The organism is Streptomyces sp. NPDC031100 (genome assembly GCF_055570785.1).
Genome location: NZ_JBVIGN010000005.1, coordinates 322228 through 339803, shown reverse-complemented (window position 1 = coordinate 339803; position 17576 = coordinate 322228). Strand labels below are relative to the sequence as shown.

Annotated in this window: 12 protein-coding genes; 5 read left to right on the top strand and 7 right to left on the bottom strand. The window is 69.8% G+C overall.

All coding sequences use genetic code 11. From position 1 onward, the window contains the following. The first annotated feature begins 31 nt into the window (after nt 1–31). Nucleotides 32–1261: a cysteine--1-D-myo-inosityl 2-amino-2-deoxy-alpha-D-glucopyranoside ligase gene (gene mshC, locus ACZ5DS_RS17370; RefSeq protein ID WP_468238921.1), complete on the top strand. Its 1230-nt coding sequence runs from the start codon at nt 32–34 to the stop codon at nt 1259–1261. Nucleotides 1262–1319: 58 nt separating this feature from the next. Here the strand turns inward: mshC and ACZ5DS_RS17365 are convergent, their stop codons facing one another. The 7 genes from ACZ5DS_RS17365 to ACZ5DS_RS17335 form a co-directional block, all read right to left on the bottom strand. Next, the gene (locus tag ACZ5DS_RS17365) at nt 1320–2357 is read right to left on the bottom strand and encodes a PAC2 family protein (RefSeq protein WP_468238918.1); all 1038 of its coding nucleotides are present in this window, start codon (nt 2355–2357) and stop codon (nt 1320–1322) included. Nucleotides 2358–2522: 165 nt separating this feature from the next. Then, nucleotides 2523–3194, bottom strand: coding sequence for a FadR/GntR family transcriptional regulator (locus tag ACZ5DS_RS17360; protein ID WP_468238916.1), 672 nt, complete (start codon nt 3192–3194; stop codon nt 2523–2525). A gap of 68 nt (nt 3195–3262) precedes the next feature. Beyond that, nucleotides 3263–3802: an SMI1/KNR4 family protein gene (locus ACZ5DS_RS17355; protein WP_468238913.1), complete on the bottom strand. Its 540-nt coding sequence runs from the start codon at nt 3800–3802 to the stop codon at nt 3263–3265. Between the two features lie 160 nt (nt 3803–3962). Next, complete coding sequence (locus tag ACZ5DS_RS17350; protein ID WP_468238911.1) at nt 3963–5579, bottom strand: glycerol-3-phosphate dehydrogenase/oxidase; 1617 nt, start codon at nt 5577–5579, stop codon at nt 3963–3965. 47 nt (nt 5580–5626) lie between these two features. Beyond that, the gene (gene glpK, locus ACZ5DS_RS17345; protein ID WP_468238909.1) at nt 5627–7165 is read right to left on the bottom strand and encodes a glycerol kinase GlpK; all 1539 of its coding nucleotides are present in this window, start codon (nt 7163–7165) and stop codon (nt 5627–5629) included. A 69-nt stretch (nt 7166–7234) separates the two neighbouring features. Continuing rightward, the gene (locus ACZ5DS_RS17340) at nt 7235–8029 is read right to left on the bottom strand and encodes an MIP/aquaporin family protein (protein WP_468238906.1); all 795 of its coding nucleotides are present in this window, start codon (nt 8027–8029) and stop codon (nt 7235–7237) included. Between the two features lie 361 nt (nt 8030–8390). Beyond that, nucleotides 8391–9155, bottom strand: a complete 765-nt coding sequence (locus ACZ5DS_RS17335; RefSeq protein ID WP_468238904.1) for an IclR family transcriptional regulator — start codon at nt 9153–9155, stop codon at nt 8391–8393. A 337-nt stretch (nt 9156–9492) separates the two neighbouring features. Here ACZ5DS_RS17335 and metH point away from each other — a divergent pair, with 337 nt between their 5' ends. The 4 genes from metH to ACZ5DS_RS17315 all read left to right on the top strand — a co-directional run bounded on the left by metH (nt 9493) and on the right by ACZ5DS_RS17315 (nt 17532). Next, a complete protein-coding gene (gene metH, locus ACZ5DS_RS17330) occupies nt 9493–13008 on the top strand; it encodes a methionine synthase (protein ID WP_468238902.1) in 3516 nt (1171 codons plus the stop codon). Nucleotides 13009–13118: 110 nt separating this feature from the next. Continuing rightward, nucleotides 13119–13820, top strand: a complete 702-nt coding sequence (locus tag ACZ5DS_RS17325; protein ID WP_468238899.1) for an HAD family hydrolase — start codon at nt 13119–13121, stop codon at nt 13818–13820. Nucleotides 13821–14252: 432 nt separating this feature from the next. After that, nucleotides 14253–15857: an ABC transporter substrate-binding protein gene (locus tag ACZ5DS_RS17320; protein ID WP_468238897.1), complete on the top strand. Its 1605-nt coding sequence runs from the start codon at nt 14253–14255 to the stop codon at nt 15855–15857. Between the two features lie 94 nt (nt 15858–15951). Further along, nucleotides 15952–17532 (top strand): ABC transporter substrate-binding protein, encoded by a 1581-nt coding sequence (locus tag ACZ5DS_RS17315; protein ID WP_468238894.1) that lies wholly within the window; start codon nt 15952–15954, stop codon nt 17530–17532. The last annotated feature ends 44 nt before the right edge of the window (nt 17533–17576 follow it).

Below are 17576 nucleotides of genomic sequence, written 5' to 3'. Positions count from 1 at the left end.
ACGCAGCTCGTGGCCGGTTAGGCTCATGTACATGCATGCCTGGCCCGCTTCCGAGGTCCCCGCCCTGCCTGGTCAGGGCCGCGACCTGAGGATCCACGACACCGCGACCGGCGGTCCGGTGACCCTCGACCCCGGTCCTGTCGCCCGTATCTACGTCTGCGGCATCACGCCGTACGACGCGACCCACATGGGTCACGCGGCGACCTACAACGCGTTCGACCTGGTTCAGCGCGTGTGGCTCGACACCAAGCGGCAGGTCCACTACGTCCAGAACGTCACCGACGTCGACGATCCGCTGCTGGAGCGCGCGGAGCGGGACGGCGTCGACTGGGTCGCCCTCGCCGAGAAGGAGACGGCCCTCTTCCGCGAGGACATGACCGCTCTGCGCATGCTCCCGCCGCAGCACTACATAGGCGCCGTCGAGGCGATACCCGGCATCGTCCCGCTCGTGGCGCGGCTGCGTGACCTCGGCGCGGCCTACGAGCTGGAGGGCGACATCTACTTCTCGGTCGAGTCCGACCCGCACTTCGGCCAGGTCTCGAACCTCGACGCGGCCGCGATGCGGCTGCTGTCCGCCGAGCGCGGCGGCGACCCGGACCGCCCGGGCAAGAAGAACCCGCTCGACCCGATGCTGTGGATGGCCGCCCGTGAGGGCGAGCCCAGCTGGGACGGCGGCTCGCTCGGCCGCGGCCGCCCCGGCTGGCACATCGAGTGCGTGGCCATCGCCCTCGACCACCTCGGCATGGGCTTCGACGTCCAGGGCGGCGGCTCCGACCTGGCCTTCCCGCACCACGAGATGGGCGCCTCCCACGCCCAGGTGCTCACCGGCGACTTCCCCATGGCCAAGGCGTACGTGCACGCCGGCATGGTCGCCCTGCACGGCGAGAAGATGTCCAAGTCCAAGGGCAACCTCGTCTTCGTCTCCCGGCTGCGCCGGGACGGCGTCGACCCGGCCGCCATCCGGCTGTCCCTGCTCGCCCACCACTACCGCGCCGACTGGGAGTGGACCGACCAGGTGCTCCAGGACGCCGTGGACCGCCTCGGCCGCTGGCGCTCGGCCGTCTCCCGGCCCGACGGCCCGTCCGCCGACGCGCTCGTGGAGGACATCCGCGAGGCGCTGGCCCAGGACCTGGACGCGCCCGCCGCGCTGGCCGCGGTGGACCGCTGGGCGGCCCGCCAGGAGGCGGAGGGCGGCACCGACACCGGCGCGCCCGGCCTCGTGACCCGGGCGGTGGACGCGCTGCTCGGCGTGGCGCTGTAGCCGTAGGCACGACGAAGGGGCGGTTCCCACCAGGGGAACCGCCCCTTTGTTGCCTGTCTCAGTCCTCCGAGGTGTCCTCGTCGCCGCCCTCGGCGGAACCCTCTGCGGGTCCCTCGGCGGCGCCGTCCGAGAGGCCCTCCGCGGCCCCGGAGGCTCCCGGCTTGGGCGGTTTGGGCGGCCGGTTCCTGCCGCCGGGGCCGTCCCGCAGGTACGAGGCGTCCCCGCCGTCCGCCGTGGCGTGTCCGCCGGGCGGGCTGACGTCCCGGCGCCTCAGATACCGCTCGAACTCGCGCGCGATCGCCTCGCCGGAGGCCTCCGGCAGCTCGGCGGTGTCCCGGGCCTCCTCCAGCGTCTGGACGTACTCCGCGACCTCGCTGTCCTCGGCCGCCAGCTGGTCCACGCCCACCTGCCAGGCGCGCGCGTCCTCGGGCAGCTCGCCCTGCGGGATGCGCAGGTCGAGCAGGTCCTCCAGGCGGTTCAGCAGCGCCAGCGTGGCCTTCGGGTTGGGCGGCTGGGACACGTAGTGCGGTACGGCCGCCCACAGCGACACCGCCGGGACGCCCGCGTGCGTGCACGCCTCCTGCAGGACGCCGACGATGCCCGTCGGACCCTCGTACTTGGTCTCCTCCAGGTCCATGCGCCGGGCCAGGTCGGGGTCGGAGGTGACCCCGCTGACCGGCACCGGACGCGTGTGCGGGGTGTCACCGAGCAGGGCGCCCAGGACGACCACCAGCTCCACGCCCAGCTCGTGCGCGAAGCCGAGCAGCTCGTTGCAGAACGAGCGCCAGCGCATGGACGGTTCGATGCCGCGGACCAGCACCAGGTCGCGCGGCTTCTCGCCGCCGACCCGGACCACCGACAACCTTGTCGTCGGCCACGTGATCTTGCGCACTCCGCCGTCCATGAACACCGTGGGGCGGTTCACCTGGAAGTCGTAGTAGTCCTCGGCGTCCAGCGCCGCGAACACCTCGCCCTTCCACTCGCGTTCCAGATGCGCGACCGCCGTGGAGGCGGCGTCGCCGGCATCGTTCCAGCCCTCGAACGCGGCCACCATGACTGGGTCGATCAGCTCGGGAACCCCCTCCAGCTCGATCACCCAGTGCCTCCTTCCGACGTGCCCTCGCCTGACGTCCCAACCTTACGGCGTCCGGCGGGGGCGTCCGCAGCCCCCCGGGCCGGGGGATGCACGGATCACTGCCCCGTTCGCCGGTGTGGAACACCCGCCGTCGAAGCGGAGCCCCGCGCGCCGCACACCGGCACGTCACAGGGTGCTGCGCAGCCACTGCTCCACGCTCGCGATGTGCACCGTGGCCCAGGAGCGGGCCGCCTCCGCGTCCCGGTCGCGCAGCGCGGCGAGGATCGCCCGGTGCTCGCGCAGGGTGCGCACGACCGCGTCCTCCTGGGTGAGCCCCCGCCAGATCCGGGCCCGCGTGGTCGGGCCGGACAGACCGTCAAGCAGCGAGCAGAGCACCGAGTTGCCGGCGCTCTGCACGATGCCCCGGTGGAACTCCAGGTCGCAGGCGACCAGCTCCTCCACCGAGGGCTCGGCGCCGAGCGCGTCCAACTGGGCCGACAGCGCGTCGAGTTGCTGCTCGCTGATCCGCGAGGCCGCCAGCGCAGTCGCGGCCGGCTCCAGGATCCGGCGTACCGCGAGGAACTCCAGCACGGTGTCGTCGCGGTGGAAGTCCACGACGAAACTCATCGCCTCCAGCAGCAACTGCGGATCGAGGCTGGTGACATACGTGCCGTCGCCCTGCCGCACGTCCAGGATCCGGATCAGCGACAGGGCCCGTACGGCCTCCCGCAGGGAGTTGCGGGACAGGCCCAGCTCGGCGGCGAGTTCGCTCTCCTTCGGCAGCCGGTCGCCCGGGCGCAGGGCACCGGAGACGATCATGTCCTTGATCTTCTCGATCGCCTCGTCGGTGACTGCCATGACCGGCCTCCCTGTCGCCCAGACATCGGATGTCTCGGCACATTATGTGGGGGAGCATCCGACGGCTGTCAGCTCGCGTCGAACCACTCCTTGCCGGCGGCCCAGTGCGCGACCCAGCCGGCGAAGCCGGACCCGGCCGTGGTGTGACCGAACTCCGCGCCGAACGGTAGGGCGCCCTCACCGGTGATCTGCCATATGTGGCCCCGGTGGGGGCCGGTGACGATCAGGTGCCAGTTCATGCCGCAGCCGTCGGTGCCCAGCATGATCGAGCCGTGGCGGTGGACGCGCTCGATGACGGCATCGGGGTCCTCGTACGGCCCGTCGTCCTCCTCCCACAGCCACAACTCCGTGAGCGGGAACGGCTCGCCCGGCTTCTGGTCCTCCCCCTCTCCGGCGAGTCCCAGGAGCCCGTACGACGGCGGTCCCTGGTGCGACCCGTCGGTCATCTCCGCCACGAACGTCCGGTACGGCTCCGGCAGCACGATCCCGTGCTTCGTCTCGAAGGCCCGCACCGCCTCCCAGCCCAGCGCCGACTCGCCACCGTCGTCGACGCCGAACGCCTCCCGCAGGGCCGCCAGCTCACCGGGATCCGCATGATCGTTGTTCATACGGCCATGGAATCACCCGGCACTGACAACGGCCCCGGGCAGACGAAGAAGGGCGGCCCCATCGGCGTGGGGCCGCCCCTCTCACCCTCCGGCCCCTCGTGCGGGAGGGGCCGTCCCTCATCCGTTCCGGCCCCGGTCAGGGGGAGGGGCCGGCCGGGACCTACTTCTTGTCGAGCAGGTCCTGGACCTTGGCGCGGACCTCGTCCGTGGCCAGGCCCCGGATGGTCAGCGTCGTCCGGCGGCGCAGCACGTCGTCCGGCGTCTCGGCCCACTCGTGGTCGCGGGCCCAGACGACCTGCGCCCAGATCTCCGGGGCGTCCGGGTGGACGCGCTCGGCCAGCTCCGGGTTCTCGTTCGCGATACGGGCGATGTCGAAGGCCAGCGAACCGTAGTGGGTGGCCAGGTGCTTGGCGGTGTCGGCGGCCATGCGCGGGCCGGGCGCCGGGTGGTCCACCAGCAGGCGGTGGGCGACGGCGCGCGGGTTGGCGACGCCGGGCAGCGGGAGCTTCTTCGGCAGCGAGGAGATCGGCTCGAAGTCGTCGCCGAGCGGGTGGCCCGGCAGCGCCTCCAGCTTCTGCATCACGGTGCGGCCGATGTGACGGAACGTCGTCCACTTGCCGCCGGCCACGGACAGCATGCCGCCCTTGCCCTCGGTGACGACGGTCTCGCGCTTGGCCTTGGCCGTGTCACCGGGGCCGCCCGGCAGCACGCGCAGGCCGGCGAAGGCGTAGGTGATCAGGTCGCGCTGCAGCTGCTGGTCCCGGACGGAGAACGCGGCCTCGTCCAGGATCTGGGCTATGTCCTTCTCGTTGACCGCGACGTCCGCCGGGTCGCCCTCGTACTCCTCGTCGGTGGTGCCGAGCAGCAGCATGTCCTCCCAGGGGAGGGCGAAGGTGATGCGGTACTTGTCGATGGGCGTCGCGAGCGCCGCCTTCCAGGGGGAGGTGCGCTTGAGGACCAGGTGCGCGCCCTTGGACAGGCGGATGGACGGCGCCGCGTTCGGGTCCTCCATCCTGCGCAGGTGGTCGACCCAGGGGCCGGTCGCGTTCAGGACGAGACGGGCGCTCACGCCGAACTCGTCGCCGGACGTCCGGTCCCTCAGCTCGGCACCCGTCACCCGGCCCTTGGTGAAGCGCAGGCCGGTGACCTCGGCGTGGTTGAGGACGACCGCGCCCGACTCGACGGCCGCACGGACCGTCATCAGCGCCATGCGCGCGTCGTTCATCTGGTCGTCGCCGTACACGGCCACGGCCTTGAGGTTCTCGGTGCGCAGCTCGGGCACGTCCTGCGCGGCCTTCGCGGGGCTGAGCAGGTGGCCGACGCCGTCGCCGAACGCGGAGAGCGCGGAGTAGGCGAAGACGCCCGCGCCGAGCTTCGCCGCGCCGTGCGGCCCGCCCTTGTACACGGGGAGGTAGAAGGTGAGCGGGTTCGCCAGGTGGGGGGCCACCTGGCGGGAGACCGCACGGCGCTCGAAGTGGTTCTCCGCCACCAGCTTCACCGCGCCGGTCTGCAGGTAGCGCAGACCGCCGTGGAGCAGCTTGGAGGAGGCGGAGGAGGTGGCGCCGGCGAAGTCGCCGGCGTCGACCAGCGCCACCCTGAGTCCGGACTGCGCGGCGTGCCAGGCGGTGGAGATGCCCAGGATGCCGCCGCCGATCACAAGGAGGTCGTACGACGCCTTGGCGAGCTGCTCCCTGGTCTCGGCGCGGCTCGGGTTGGAGCCGGAGGCCGGGTGCGTTCCCAGGGCAGGCACGGACTGCAGGGTGGACTGACTGGTCATATCGGGTACTTACTCCTCGTCAGAGCTGTCAGAGCTGTCTGATCGGCTCAGCTCTCGTGCTCGATCCAGCCCATGGTCCGGTCGACGGCCTTGAGCCAGTTCTTGTACTCACGGTCGCGGGTCTCCGCGTCCATGTGGGGGGTCCACTCGGCGGCCCGGCGCCAGTTGGCGCGCAGTTCGTCGGTGCTGGACCAGAAGCCGACGGCGAGACCGGCGGCGTAGGCGGCGCCGAGGCAGGTGGTCTCGGCGACCATCGGGCGCACCACCGGTGCGTCCAGGACGTCCGCCAGGGTCTGCATCAGCAGGTTGTTGGAGGTCATGCCGCCGTCGACCTTCAGGGCCACCAGCTCGTCGCCGGAGTCCTTGACCATGGCGTCGGCGATCTCCCGGGTCTGCCAGGCGGTGGCCTCCAGGACGGCGCGCGCGAGGTGCGCCTTGGTGACGTACCGGGTCAGACCGGCGATCACACCGCGGGCGTCGGAGCGCCAGTGCGGGGCGAACAGACCGGAGAAGGCCGGCACGAAGTAGGCGCCGCCGTTGTCCTCGACCGAGAGCGCGAGCGTCTCGATCTCGGCGGCGGTGGAGATCAGGCCCATCTGGTCGCGCATCCACTGCACCAGCGAGCCGGTGACGGCGATCGAGCCCTCCAGGGCGTACACGGTCGGCTGCTCGCCGATCTTGTAGCCGACCGTGGTCAGCAGGCCCGCGTAGGAGTTGATGATCTTGTCACCGGTGTTCATCACCATGAAGGTGCCGGTGCCGTAGGTGGACTTGGTCTCGCCCTCGGCGAAGCAGCACTGGCCGAACAGGGCCGCCTGCTGGTCGCCGAGCGCGGAGGCGACCGGGATGCCGCCGAGCAGGTCGCCCAGCTTGCCGCCGGTGACCTCGCCGTAGACCTCGGCGGAGGAGCGGATCTCCGGGAGGATCGCCAGCGGGACACCGATGGACTCGGCGATCTTCTCGTCCCACTGCATGGTGTGCAGATTCATCAGCATGGTGCGGGAGGCGTTGGTCACGTCGGTGACGTGGTGGCCGCCGTTGACACCGCCGGTCAGGTTCCAGATGACCCAGGTGTCCATGGTGCCGAAGAGGATGTCGCCCGCCTCGGCGCGCTCGCGCAGGCCGTCGACGTGGTCGAGCAGCCAGCGGGCCTTGGGGCCGGAGAAGTACGACGCGAGCGGGAGGCCGGTCTCGCGGCGGAAGCGGTCCTGGCCGACGTTGCGGCCCAGCTCCTTGCAGAGGGCGTCGGTGCGGGTGTCCTGCCAGACGATGGCGTTGTGGACGGGCTCACCGGTGTTCTTGTCCCACAGCACGGTGGTCTCGCGCTGGTTGGTGATGCCGATGGCCTTGATGTCGTCGCGGGTGATGCCGGCCTTCTGGATGGCTCCGGCGACGACCTCCTGGACGTTGGTCCAGATCTCGTTGGCGTTGTGCTCGACCCAGCCCGGCTTCGGGAAGATCTGCTCGTGCTCCTTCTGGTCGACGGAGACGATCCGGCCGTCCTTGTCGAAGACGATGCAGCGCGAGGAGGTCGTGCCCTGGTCGATAGCCGCGATGAACGGGCCTGCGGTGTGGGCGTCGGTCACTGTGTGCTCCTGAAAGATCCGTGGTGATGAAGCTGTACGTACGGCGCGTGCTCGAAGACTCGGTGCTTCCTAAGCAAAGGCGACGTTGTAGATGCCTGCAGCGACGGCGGCGCCGATCAGCGGACCGACCACCGGGATCCAGGCGTAGCTCCAGTCGGAGCCGCCCTTGTTGGGCAGAGGCAGGAGGGCGTGCACGATGCGCGGGCCGAGGTCACGGGCCGGGTTGATCGCGTAGCCGGTCGGGCCGCCGAGCGAGAGGCCGATGCCGACGACCACGAACGAGGTGATCAGGGCACCCAGGGTGCCCAGGCCGTTGCCCTTGTCGTTCAGGCCCTGCGTGAGGACGGCGAGCACCAGCACCACGGTGCCGATGATCTCGGTGAGGAGGTTCTGCACCGCGTTCCGGATCTCCGGACCGGTGGAGAAGATGCCCAGGACCGGGCCGGCCCCCTTCTCCTGGGCCTCGACGGCCTTGGCCGCCGTGGCCTGCGCCCCCGGACCGCCGACGATCTCCTTGTCGGTGAGGTGCGCGTGGAACTGGCCGTAGTAGGCGACCCAGACCAGGGCCGCGCCGATCATGGCGCCGAGCAGCTGGCCGCCCCAGTAGGTGGGCAGGTTGCTGAAGTCCTTGTCCTTGATCGCGAGCGCGAGCGTAACGGCCGGGTTCAGGTGGGCGCCGGAGAGCGGCGCCGAGGTGTAGACGGCCGTCAGCACGGCGAAACCCCACCCGAAGGTGATGGCGAGCCAACCGGCGTTACGGGCCTTGGAGGCCTTCAGCGTCACGGCGGCGCAGACGCCGCCACCGAGCAGGATGAGTATGGCGGTACCGATGGTCTCGCCGATGAAGATGTCGGAGCTGGACACCCGCGACTCCTTTGTCCTTCGTCCAGGGAAGCCGAACCCCGGGTCCCGCCGGGGGTTCTGGCGCCCTCGGGGGTGAGAGCGAATCCGGCCCTTGGCGTTGTCACACTCTAGCGCGTATTGCCGGTAGGTGTTCGACAATGCCGACCGATGGACGGGAGTCTTGCTTCGGCTTACGCATGCGTCAAGGGTTCTGTTATCGAAAACAGGATCGTTATTGATCGCTGCCGGTTATCGCTCTTCATGCGCTGACGTGCCTTATGACCCAATATGTCCATCTCAGGGTAGGGCGAGAACCGGAACGCCGCCCTGCGTCCCGGTCGTCCCCCGGTGGGTCACTGCTGGTCAGCGGCTCAGCGGCCGCTCAGAAACGCCCCGCGCCCAGGTCGCGGGAGACCGCGCGGGCACAGTCCCGCACTGCCGCGATCAGCTCGGGGCGCACCTCGCCGTCCCGGCCGATCCGTTCCACGGCGCCGGTGATGCCGACCGCGCCCACGGGCATCCGGCGCCGGTCGTGGATGGGGGCGGCGATCGAGGCCACGCCCTCCCAGGTCTCCTCCACGTCCGCCGCGTACCCACGCGCGCGCGTGATGTCGAGAAGGTGCTCGAACTCCTCCAGGCCGCACACCGTGCGCTCCGTGAAGGGTTTGCGATCGGCCTCCAGGGCCTCGCTGTGCGCCACCGGGTCGTACGCCGACAGCACCTTGCCCAGGGCCGTGGAGTGCAGCGGCTGCATGGCCCCTATCTCCAGCACCTGCCGGCTGTCGTCGGGCCGGAAGACGTGGTGCACGATCAGCACGCCCTGCTGGTGCAGGACGCCCAGATACACGCTCTCCCCGCTGGAGCGGGCCAGGTCGTCGGTCCACACCAGGGCCCGCGCCCGCAGCTCGTGCACATCCAGATAGGTGGTGCCCAGGCGCAGCAGCTCGGCGCCCAGCTGATAGCGGCCGGAGGCGTCGTCCTGTTCGACGAACCCCTCCTGCTGGAGGGTGCGCAGGATGCCGTGGGCCGTGCCCTTGGCGAGGCCCAGCGACGAGGCGATGTCCGACAGGCCCAGCCGTCGCTCGCCGCCCGCGAGCAGCCGCAGCATCGCGGCCGCCCGTTCGAGCGACTGGATGTTCCGTGCCATCGCCGTCCTGCCTCCGTCCTCTTCGCCATGTCGGCAGCCGCCGGCGGGAACTGCCGGGCCCTGCCAGGTACTGCCGTACACCATCGTCAACGACGTTCGGCAATGTCGAACACTACCGGTCGACGTCGACCTCCCGCTAATAAACGGTCGACACCTGTTACATCTCCCGTGACCTGCGCGTGGCAGCTCGGCCGTCCGGGTCGGCGCCCGGCGTCCGCCTCGTGGACGCCGGTGCCCATCCAAGCTCACTCCCGGTTACTCTGGCGCCGTGCCCCTCGCCCGGCCCTGCCGGGGAAGGCGCATAGCCGACAGCCGTCGCATCCCAGGGAGCCCCTTCATGGCCTCGTTGCCAACGACCCCTTCCGCCGACAGCCGGACCCGTGTGTCCGCGCTCCGAGAGGCGCTCGCCACCCGTGTGGTGGTCGCCGACGGAGCGATGGGCACGATGCTCCAGGCCCAGGAGCCGACGCTCGAGGACTTCCAGAATCTCGAGGGCTGCAACGAGATTCTCAACCTCACCCGCCCCGACATCGTCCGTTCCGTCCACGAGGCGTACTTCGCCGTGGGCGTCGACTGCGTCGAGACCAACACCTTCGGGGCCAACCACTCGGCCGCGGCCGAGTACGACATCGCCGACCGCGTCCACGAGCTGTCCGAGGCGGGCGCCCGCGTGGCCCGCGAGGTCGCTGACGAGTTCACCGCCGAGGACGGCCGGCCCCGCTGGGTCCTCGGCTCCATCGGCCCCGGCACCAAGCTGCCCACCCTCGGCCACGCCCCCTACACCACCCTGCGCGACGCCTACCAGCGCAACGCCGAGGGCCTGGTCGCCGGCGGCGCCGACGCGCTGCTCGTGGAGACCACCCAGGACCTGCTGCAGACCAAGGCGGCCGTGCTCGGCGCCCGCCGGGGGCTTACCGCCCTGGGCCTGGACCTGCCGGTCATCGTGTCCGTCACCGTCGAGACCACCGGAACCATGCTCCTCGGCTCCGAGATCGGCGCGGCCCTCACCGCGCTGGAGCCGCTCGGCATCGACATGATCGGCCTGAACTGCGCCACCGGCCCGGCCGAGATGAGCGAGCACCTGCGCTACCTCGCCCGCAACGCCCGTATCCCGCTGTCCTGCATGCCGAACGCGGGCCTGCCGGTCCTCGGCAAGGACGGCGCCCACTACCCGCTGACCGCGCCGGAGCTGGCCGACGCGCAGGAGACCTTCGTCCGCGAGTACGGCCTCTCGCTGGTCGGCGGCTGCTGCGGCACGACCCCCGAGCACCTGCGGCAGGTCGTGGAGCGCGTGCGGGGCCTCACCCCGCCCCAGCGGCACCCGCAGCCCGAGCCGGGCGCGGCCTCCCTCTACCAGACGGTCCCGTTCCGCCAGGACACCTCCTACCTGGCGATCGGCGAGCGCACCAATGCCAACGGCTCCAAGAAGTTCCGCGAGGCCATGCTGGACGCCCGCTGGGACGACTGTGTGGAGATGGCGCGCGAGCAGATCCGCGAGGGCGCGCACATGCTCGACCTGTGCGTGGACTACGTCGGCCGCGACGGCGTCGCCGACATGGAGGAGCTGGCCGGCCGCTTCGCCACCGCCTCCACCCTGCCGATCGTCCTGGACTCCACCGAGGTCGACGTCATCCGGGCGGGCCTGGAGAAGCTCGGCGGCCGCGCGGTGATCAACTCGGTCAACTACGAGGACGGCGACGGACCCGAGTCCCGGTTCGCCAAGGTCACCGGGCTGGCCCAGGAGCACGGCGCCGCGCTGATCGCGCTGACCATCGACGAGGAGGGCCAGGCCCGCACCCCCGAGAAGAAGGTCGAGATCGCCGAACGGCTGATCGACGACCTGACGGGGAACTGGGGCATCCGCGAGGAGGACATCCTCGTCGACACCCTGACCTTCACCATCTGCACGGGCCAGGAGGAGTCCCGCAAGGACGGCATCGCCACCATCGAGGCGATCCGCGAGCTGAAGAAGCGGCACCCGGCGGTGCAGACCACGCTGGGCCTGTCGAACATCTCCTTCGGCCTCAACCCCGCCGCGCGGATCCTGCTGAACTCCGTCTTCCTGGACGAGTGCGTGAAGGCCGGCCTGGACTCGGCGATCGTGCACGCCTCGAAGATCCTGCCGATCGCCCGCTTCGACGAGGAGCAGGTCGGCACCGCACTCGACCTGATCTACGACCGCCGCGCCGAGGGCTACGACCCCCTCCAGAAGCTCATGCAGCTCTTCGAGGGCGCCACCGCCAAGTCCCTGAAGGCGGGCAAGGCCGAGGAGCTGGCCGCCCTGCCGCTGGAGGAGCGGCTCAAGCGCCGCATCATCGACGGCGAGCGCAACGGCCTGGAGGCCGACCTCGACACGGCCCTGGAAACCCGCCCCGCCCTGGACATCGTCAACGACACCCTCCTGGACGGCATGAAGGTCGTCGGTGAACTGTTCGGCTCGGGCCAGATGCAGCTGCCGTTCGTGCTCCAGTCCGCCGAGGTCATGAAGTCGGCCGTCGCCTACCTCGAACCGCACATGGAGAAGTCGGACGCCGAGGGCAAGGGCACCATCGTGCTGGCGACCGTGCGCGGCGACGTGCACGACATCGGCAAGAACCTGGTCGACATCATCCTGTCCAACAACGGCTACAACGTGGTCAACCTGGGCATCAAGCAGCCGGTCTCCGCGATCCTGGAGGCCGCCGAGGAGCACCGCGCCGACGTCATCGGCATGTCCGGCCTGCTGGTCAAGTCCACGGTGATCATGAAGGAGAACCTGGAGGAGCTCAACCAGCGCGGCCTCGCCGCCCGCTTCCCGGTCATCCTCGGCGGCGCCGCCCTGACCCGCGCCTACGTCGAGCAGGACCTGCACGAGATCTACGAGGGCGAGGTCCGCTACGCCCGCGACGCCTTCGAGGGGCTGCGTCTGATGGACGCCCTGATCGGCGTCAAGCGGGGTGTGCCCGGGGCAAAGCTGCCCGAGCTCAAGCAGCGCCGGGTACGGGCGGCGGCCGCGGTCCAGGCCGAGGAGCGTCCGCAGGAGGGGCACGTCCGTTCCGACGTCGCCACCGACAACCCCGTGCCGACCCCGCCGTTCTGGGACACCCGGGTCATCAAGGGCATCCAGCTCAAGGAGTACGCGAGCTGGCTGGACGAGGGCGCGCTGTTCAAGGGCCAGTGGGGGCTCAAGCAGGCCCGCACCGGGGACGGTCCCTCCTACGAGGAGCTGGCGGAGACCGAGGGCCGCCCGCGGCTGCGCGGCCTGCTCGACAAGCTCCAGACCGAGAACCTGCTCGAAGCGGCCGTCGTCTACGGCTACTTCCCCTGTGTCTCCAAGGACGACGACCTGATCATCCTGGACGAACGGGGCAACGAGCGCACCCGGTTCACCTTCCCCCGCCAGCGCCGCGGCCGCCGGCTGTGCCTGGCCGACTTCTTCCGCCCGGAGGAGTCGGGGGAGACGGACGTGGTCGGCCTGCAGGTCGTCACCGTCGGCTCCCGCATCGGCGAGGAGACGGCCAAACTCTTCGCGTCGAACTCCTACCGCGACTACCTCGAACTGCACGGCCTGTCCGTGCAGTTGGCCGAGGCACTCGCCGAGTACTGGCACGCCCGCGTCCGCGCCGAACTCGGCTTCGCCGGCGAGGACCCGGCCGACATCGAGGACATGTTCGCCCTGAAGTACCGGGGTGCCCGCTTCTCCCTCGGCTACGGCGCCTGCCCCGACCTGGAGGACCGCGCCAAGATCGCCGAACTGCTCCGTCCCGAGCGGATCGGCGTCCACCTGTCCGAGGAGTTCCAGCTCCACCCCGAACAGTCCACCGACGCGATCGTGATCCACCACCCGGAGGCGAAGTACTTCAATGCACGGTGAGGCGTGCCGCACAGCGCACTGATCGGATAAGTCGTACACTGGTCGGTCCATCGCAGGCCGGTTTCCTTCGTGGGAACCGGCCTGGTCGTCCCTCAAGGAGGTGCGCCAGGATGACCAGCACGGTCCCCGCGCTCGGAACCCGTACAGCCGAAGGCTCCGCCCTGCAGGCGGTGCTCCTCGACATGGACGGCACCCTGGTGGACACCGAGGGCTTCTGGTGGGACGTCGAGGTGGAGGTCTTCGCCGCCCTCGGCCACACCCTGGACGAAACATGGCGCCACGTCGTGGTCGGCGGTCCCATGACCCGCAGCGCGGGGTTCCTGATCGAGGCCACCGGCGCCGACATCACCCTCGCCGAGCTCACGACCCTGCTCAACGAAGGGTTCGAGGACCGTATCGACCGCGCCCTGCCGCTGATGCCCGGCGCCGCCCGGCTGCTCGCCGAGCTGTACGAGTTCGAGATCCCGACCGCCCTGGTCTCCGCCTCCCACCGGCGCATCATCGACCGGGTGCTGGCCTCCCTGGGCCCCCAGCACTTCGCCCTGACCGTGGCCGGCGACGAGGTGTCGCGCACCAAGCCGTACCCGGACCCGTATCTGCTCGCCGCCGCCGGGCTCGGTGCCGATCCGGCCAGGTGCGCGGTGATCGAGGACACCACGACCGGCGTCGAGGCCGCCGAAGCGGCCGGCTGCCGGGTGGTCGCCGTGCCCTCGGTGGCGCCCATCCCGCCGACCGACCGGCGTACGGTCGTGACCTCACTCGAAGAGGTCGACCTGGCATTTCTGCGTGGCCTGATGACGGAAATGCGCTAGCCGTTCACCCAGCGTGCAAAGCGCATTGGGCGGGCTGGACAAAATTCCGGGGAAGTACACCCACGCGGAATTCGAAGCAGGCCGACCGGCTGAATTCCGTTCACCACCAATCCGGTTGGAAGTGTGATGTTCGCCACGCCTTTGGGGCTCGACAACGTTGCCCGGGTGTGCTGACCGGCCCTGTCGGGTGCTGTCGGGCGTGCCCTTGTGTCCCGATTGGTGGAAGGCTGCGCCAATCCTGCCGCTGTCGGGTTTTCGGTGTGTCCACACCCGGTTTCACTGCGTGATGGGGCCTCAACTCACGCGGCTGTGAACCCTCGTGCGGGCGCGGACTAATCTCGTCGCGAGAACATCGCCGCAACCCCCGTGATCCGCCGCGCCACCCCTGCATGCCGGGTACACGGAATCGAACAGCTCTGGAGAAACCCCCGCATGAACCGCAAGACTTTGGTGCTGCCGGCAGTGGCCGGCCTGCTGACGCCGGTTCTGGCCGCGTGCGGCGGATCCGGCAGCGGGAGCAAGAGCGGGGATGCCATCGTCGTCGGTACCACGGACCGGTTCACCGCCACGAGCGATGCGCCGGCGCCCCTCGACCCGGCCTACGCCTACGACGTCGGCACCTGGAACGTCCTGCGCCAGACCGTGCAGACCCTGATGACCCAGCCCAAGGGCGAGGGTGACCCGGTGCCGGAGGCGGCCGAGAGCTGCTCCTTCACCGACAGCGGCAACGAGCGCTACGCCTGCAAGCTGCGCGACGGCCTGAAGTTCGCAGGCGGCGACACGGTCACCGCCGAGGACGTCAAGTACTCCATCGAGCGTGCCCTGCGCATCAAGGCCGACAGTGGTGTCGCCGCCCTGCTGAACACCATCGACACGATCGAGACCCAGGGCGAGCGCGAGGTCATCTTCCACCTCAAGACGGCCGACGCCACCTTCCCGTACAAGCTGTCCACTCCGGTCGCCGGCATCATCGACCCCAAGGACTACGAGAAGGACAAGCTGCGCGACGGCTTCGAGGTCGACGGCTCCGGCCCGTACACCTACAAGGCCGAGGTCAAGGACAACGCGGTCGTCAGCGCCACCTTCACCAAGAACCCCTCGTACAAGGGCAGTCTGAAGGTGAACAACGGCGAGGTCGTGATGCGCTCCTACGACGACGCGAAGGCCATGGCCGACGCGATCGACAACGGCGACATCGACGTCATGAGCCGGACCATGTCGCCCTCCCAGATCGACAAGCTCGACGGCGGCGGCGACGCGAACGTCGACCTGGTCGACATGCCGGGCCTGGAGATCCGCTACCTGGCCTTCAACACCAACGCCTCCACCGTCAAGACCAAGGCCGTCCGCCAGGCCATGGCCCAGGTCATCAACCGCGGCGAACTCGTCTCCAAGGTCTACGGCACCCAGGCCGAGCCGCTGTACTCGCTGGTCCCGGCGACCCTCACGGGCCACTCCAACTCGTTCTTCAACAAGTACGGCAACCCCAGCGTCGCCAAGGCGAAGGACCTGCTGAGCAAGGCCGGCATCAGCACCCCGGTGAAGCTGACGCTGCACTACACGACCGACCACTACGGCTCGGCCACCAAGCAGGAGTTCGAGATCCTGCAGAAGCAGCTCAACGACACCGGCCTGTTCGACGTCAGCATCCAGGGCCACCCCTGGGCGACCTTCCGGCCCGCCGAGCGGAAGGGCCAGTACGACGTCTACGGCATGGGCTGGTTCCCCGACTTCCCGGACGCCGACAACTACATCGCGCCCTTCCTCGACAAGGACAACTTCCTCGGCTCGCCGTACTCCAACAGCACCATCCAGCGCTCGCTGATCCCGGAGTCCCGCCGCGAGGCCGACCGGCTCAACGCCGCCAAGAGCCTGACCGAGATCCAGGACATCGTCGCCGAGGACGTCCCCGTGCTGCCGCTGTGGCAGGGCAAGCAGTACGTCGCCGCACGGGACAACATCACGGGCGTCTCCTACGCGCTCAACTCCTCCTCGACGCTTCAGCTGTGGGAGCTCGGCCGCGGTGTGAGCGGCTGACGGCTCTCTCTGTCCGGGGCACGCAACGGGGGCCCCGGATGTCCGGGGCATGCAACGGGGGCTCCGGACTGACGAACCGACGACAAGGCACAGAGTGAACATGCGCAACCAGTGGCCAGTCCTGCCGATCGTGGCCGGGCTGGCCTCCGGCCTGTTGACGGGCTGCGGCTCCGAGAGCGGCGACTCCGGAGGTACCGGCTCCTCCGTGGTGATGGGGATGTCCGACGACGTCCTCGCCACGGACCCGGCCTCCGGTTACGACCCCGGCTCCTGGCTGCTGTTCAACAACGTCTTCCAGTCGCTGCTCGGCTTCCCCAAGGGCGGTACGCAGCCCGAGCCGGAGGCGGCGAAGGACTGCACCTTCACCGACAGCCGGGCGATGGTGTACAAGTGCGAGCTCAAGGACGGCCTGACGTTCAGCAACGGTGACGCCCTCACCTCGAAGGACGTGAAGTTCTCCTTCGACCGCATGCTGAAGATCGCCGACAGCGCGGGTCCGGCCATCATGTTCCCGATGCTCGACAAGGTCGAGACCCCGGACGCGAAGACGGTCGTCTTCCGGCTCAAGGTCCCGGACGCCACCTTCCCCAGCAAGATCGCCTCCGGTGCCGGCTCCATCGTCGACCACCGGCAGTACGACGCGAACGGCCTGCGCACCGACGACAAGGCCGTCGGCTCCGGGCCCTACAAGCTGGACTCCTTCGACAAGGACGAGGCCGTCTTCTCGGTCAACTCCCACTACCGGGGCACGGCCAAGGTCAAGAACTCCGGCGTCACCCTGAAGTTCTTCCACGGCGACCGGACCGCCCTGAAGAAGGCCCTGGAAGGCGGTGACATCGACCTCGCCTACCGCGGTCTGACCGCGACCGACATCGCCGACCTCGACAAGCAGGACGGCAGCAAGGGCGTCGACGTCATCGAGGGCAGCAGCGCCGAGGTCCAGCACCTGGTCTTCAACATGAAGGACCCGGTGGCCGGCAAACTCGGCGTCCGCAAGGCCATGGCCTACCTCCTCGACCGGGACGCCCTGGTCAGCAACGTCTACCAGGGCACCGCCACCCCCCTGTACTCGATCATCCCGGCGGGCATCGCGGGCCACAACACGGCCTTCTTCGACACCTACGGCGCCCGCCCCTCCAGGGCCAAGGCCGCCGCCGCGCTGCGCGCCGAGGGCATCACCGGCAAGGTGAAGCTCACGCTCCACTCCACGCCGTCCCGCTACGGCCCCGCCACCGACGAGGAGCTGAAGGCCATCGCCGCCCAGCTCAACGCGAGCGGACTGTTCCAGGCCGACGTGAAGTCCGTCGCCTTCGACGAGTACGAGAAGGACATCGCCCAGGGCAAGTACGGCGTGTACGTGAAGGGCTGGGTGCCCGACTACCCGGACGCCGACAACTTCACGGCACCCTTCTTCGGCAAGGGCAACGTGCTGGACAACAACTACGACAACAGCACGATCACCGGCTCCCTCATCCCCGGCACGGCCGCACAGAGCGACCGTTCGGCGACCGACGCGGACTTCGGGAAGCTCCAGGACATCGTCGCCGACGAGCTGCCCGTGCTGCCGGTCTGGCAGGCCAAGCAGTACGCGGTGGTCCGTGACGGCGTCTACGGCCTGGAGTACTGCCTGGACGCCTCGACGGTGTTCCGGTTCTGGGAACTCAACAAGGGCTGAGCGGTACATACGCAGAGGGCGCTGCTTCCTTGGGAGGAAGCAGC

What these genes read in the sequence shown, in the direction of transcription:
- mshC (WP_468238921.1), top strand. Translation starts at nt 32, where the DNA reads ATGCATGCCTGGCCCGCTTCCGAGGTCCCCGCCCTGCCTGGTCAGGGC.
- ACZ5DS_RS17360 (WP_468238916.1), bottom strand. Translation starts at nt 3,194, where the DNA reads ATGGCAGTCACCGACGAGGCGATCGAGAAGATCAAGGACATGATCGTC.
- ACZ5DS_RS17355 (WP_468238913.1), bottom strand. Translation starts at nt 3,802, where the DNA reads ATGAACAACGATCATGCGGATCCCGGTGAGCTGGCGGCCCTGCGGGAG.
- ACZ5DS_RS17350 (WP_468238911.1), bottom strand. Translation starts at nt 5,579, where the DNA reads ATGACCAGTCAGTCCACCCTGCAGTCCGTGCCTGCCCTGGGAACGCAC.
- ACZ5DS_RS17335 (WP_468238904.1), bottom strand. Translation starts at nt 9,155, where the DNA reads ATGGCACGGAACATCCAGTCGCTCGAACGGGCGGCCGCGATGCTGCGG.
- metH (WP_468238902.1), top strand. Translation starts at nt 9,493, where the DNA reads ATGGCCTCGTTGCCAACGACCCCTTCCGCCGACAGCCGGACCCGTGTG.
- ACZ5DS_RS17325 (WP_468238899.1), top strand. Translation starts at nt 13,119, where the DNA reads ATGACCAGCACGGTCCCCGCGCTCGGAACCCGTACAGCCGAAGGCTCC.
- ACZ5DS_RS17320 (WP_468238897.1), top strand. Translation starts at nt 14,253, where the DNA reads ATGAACCGCAAGACTTTGGTGCTGCCGGCAGTGGCCGGCCTGCTGACG.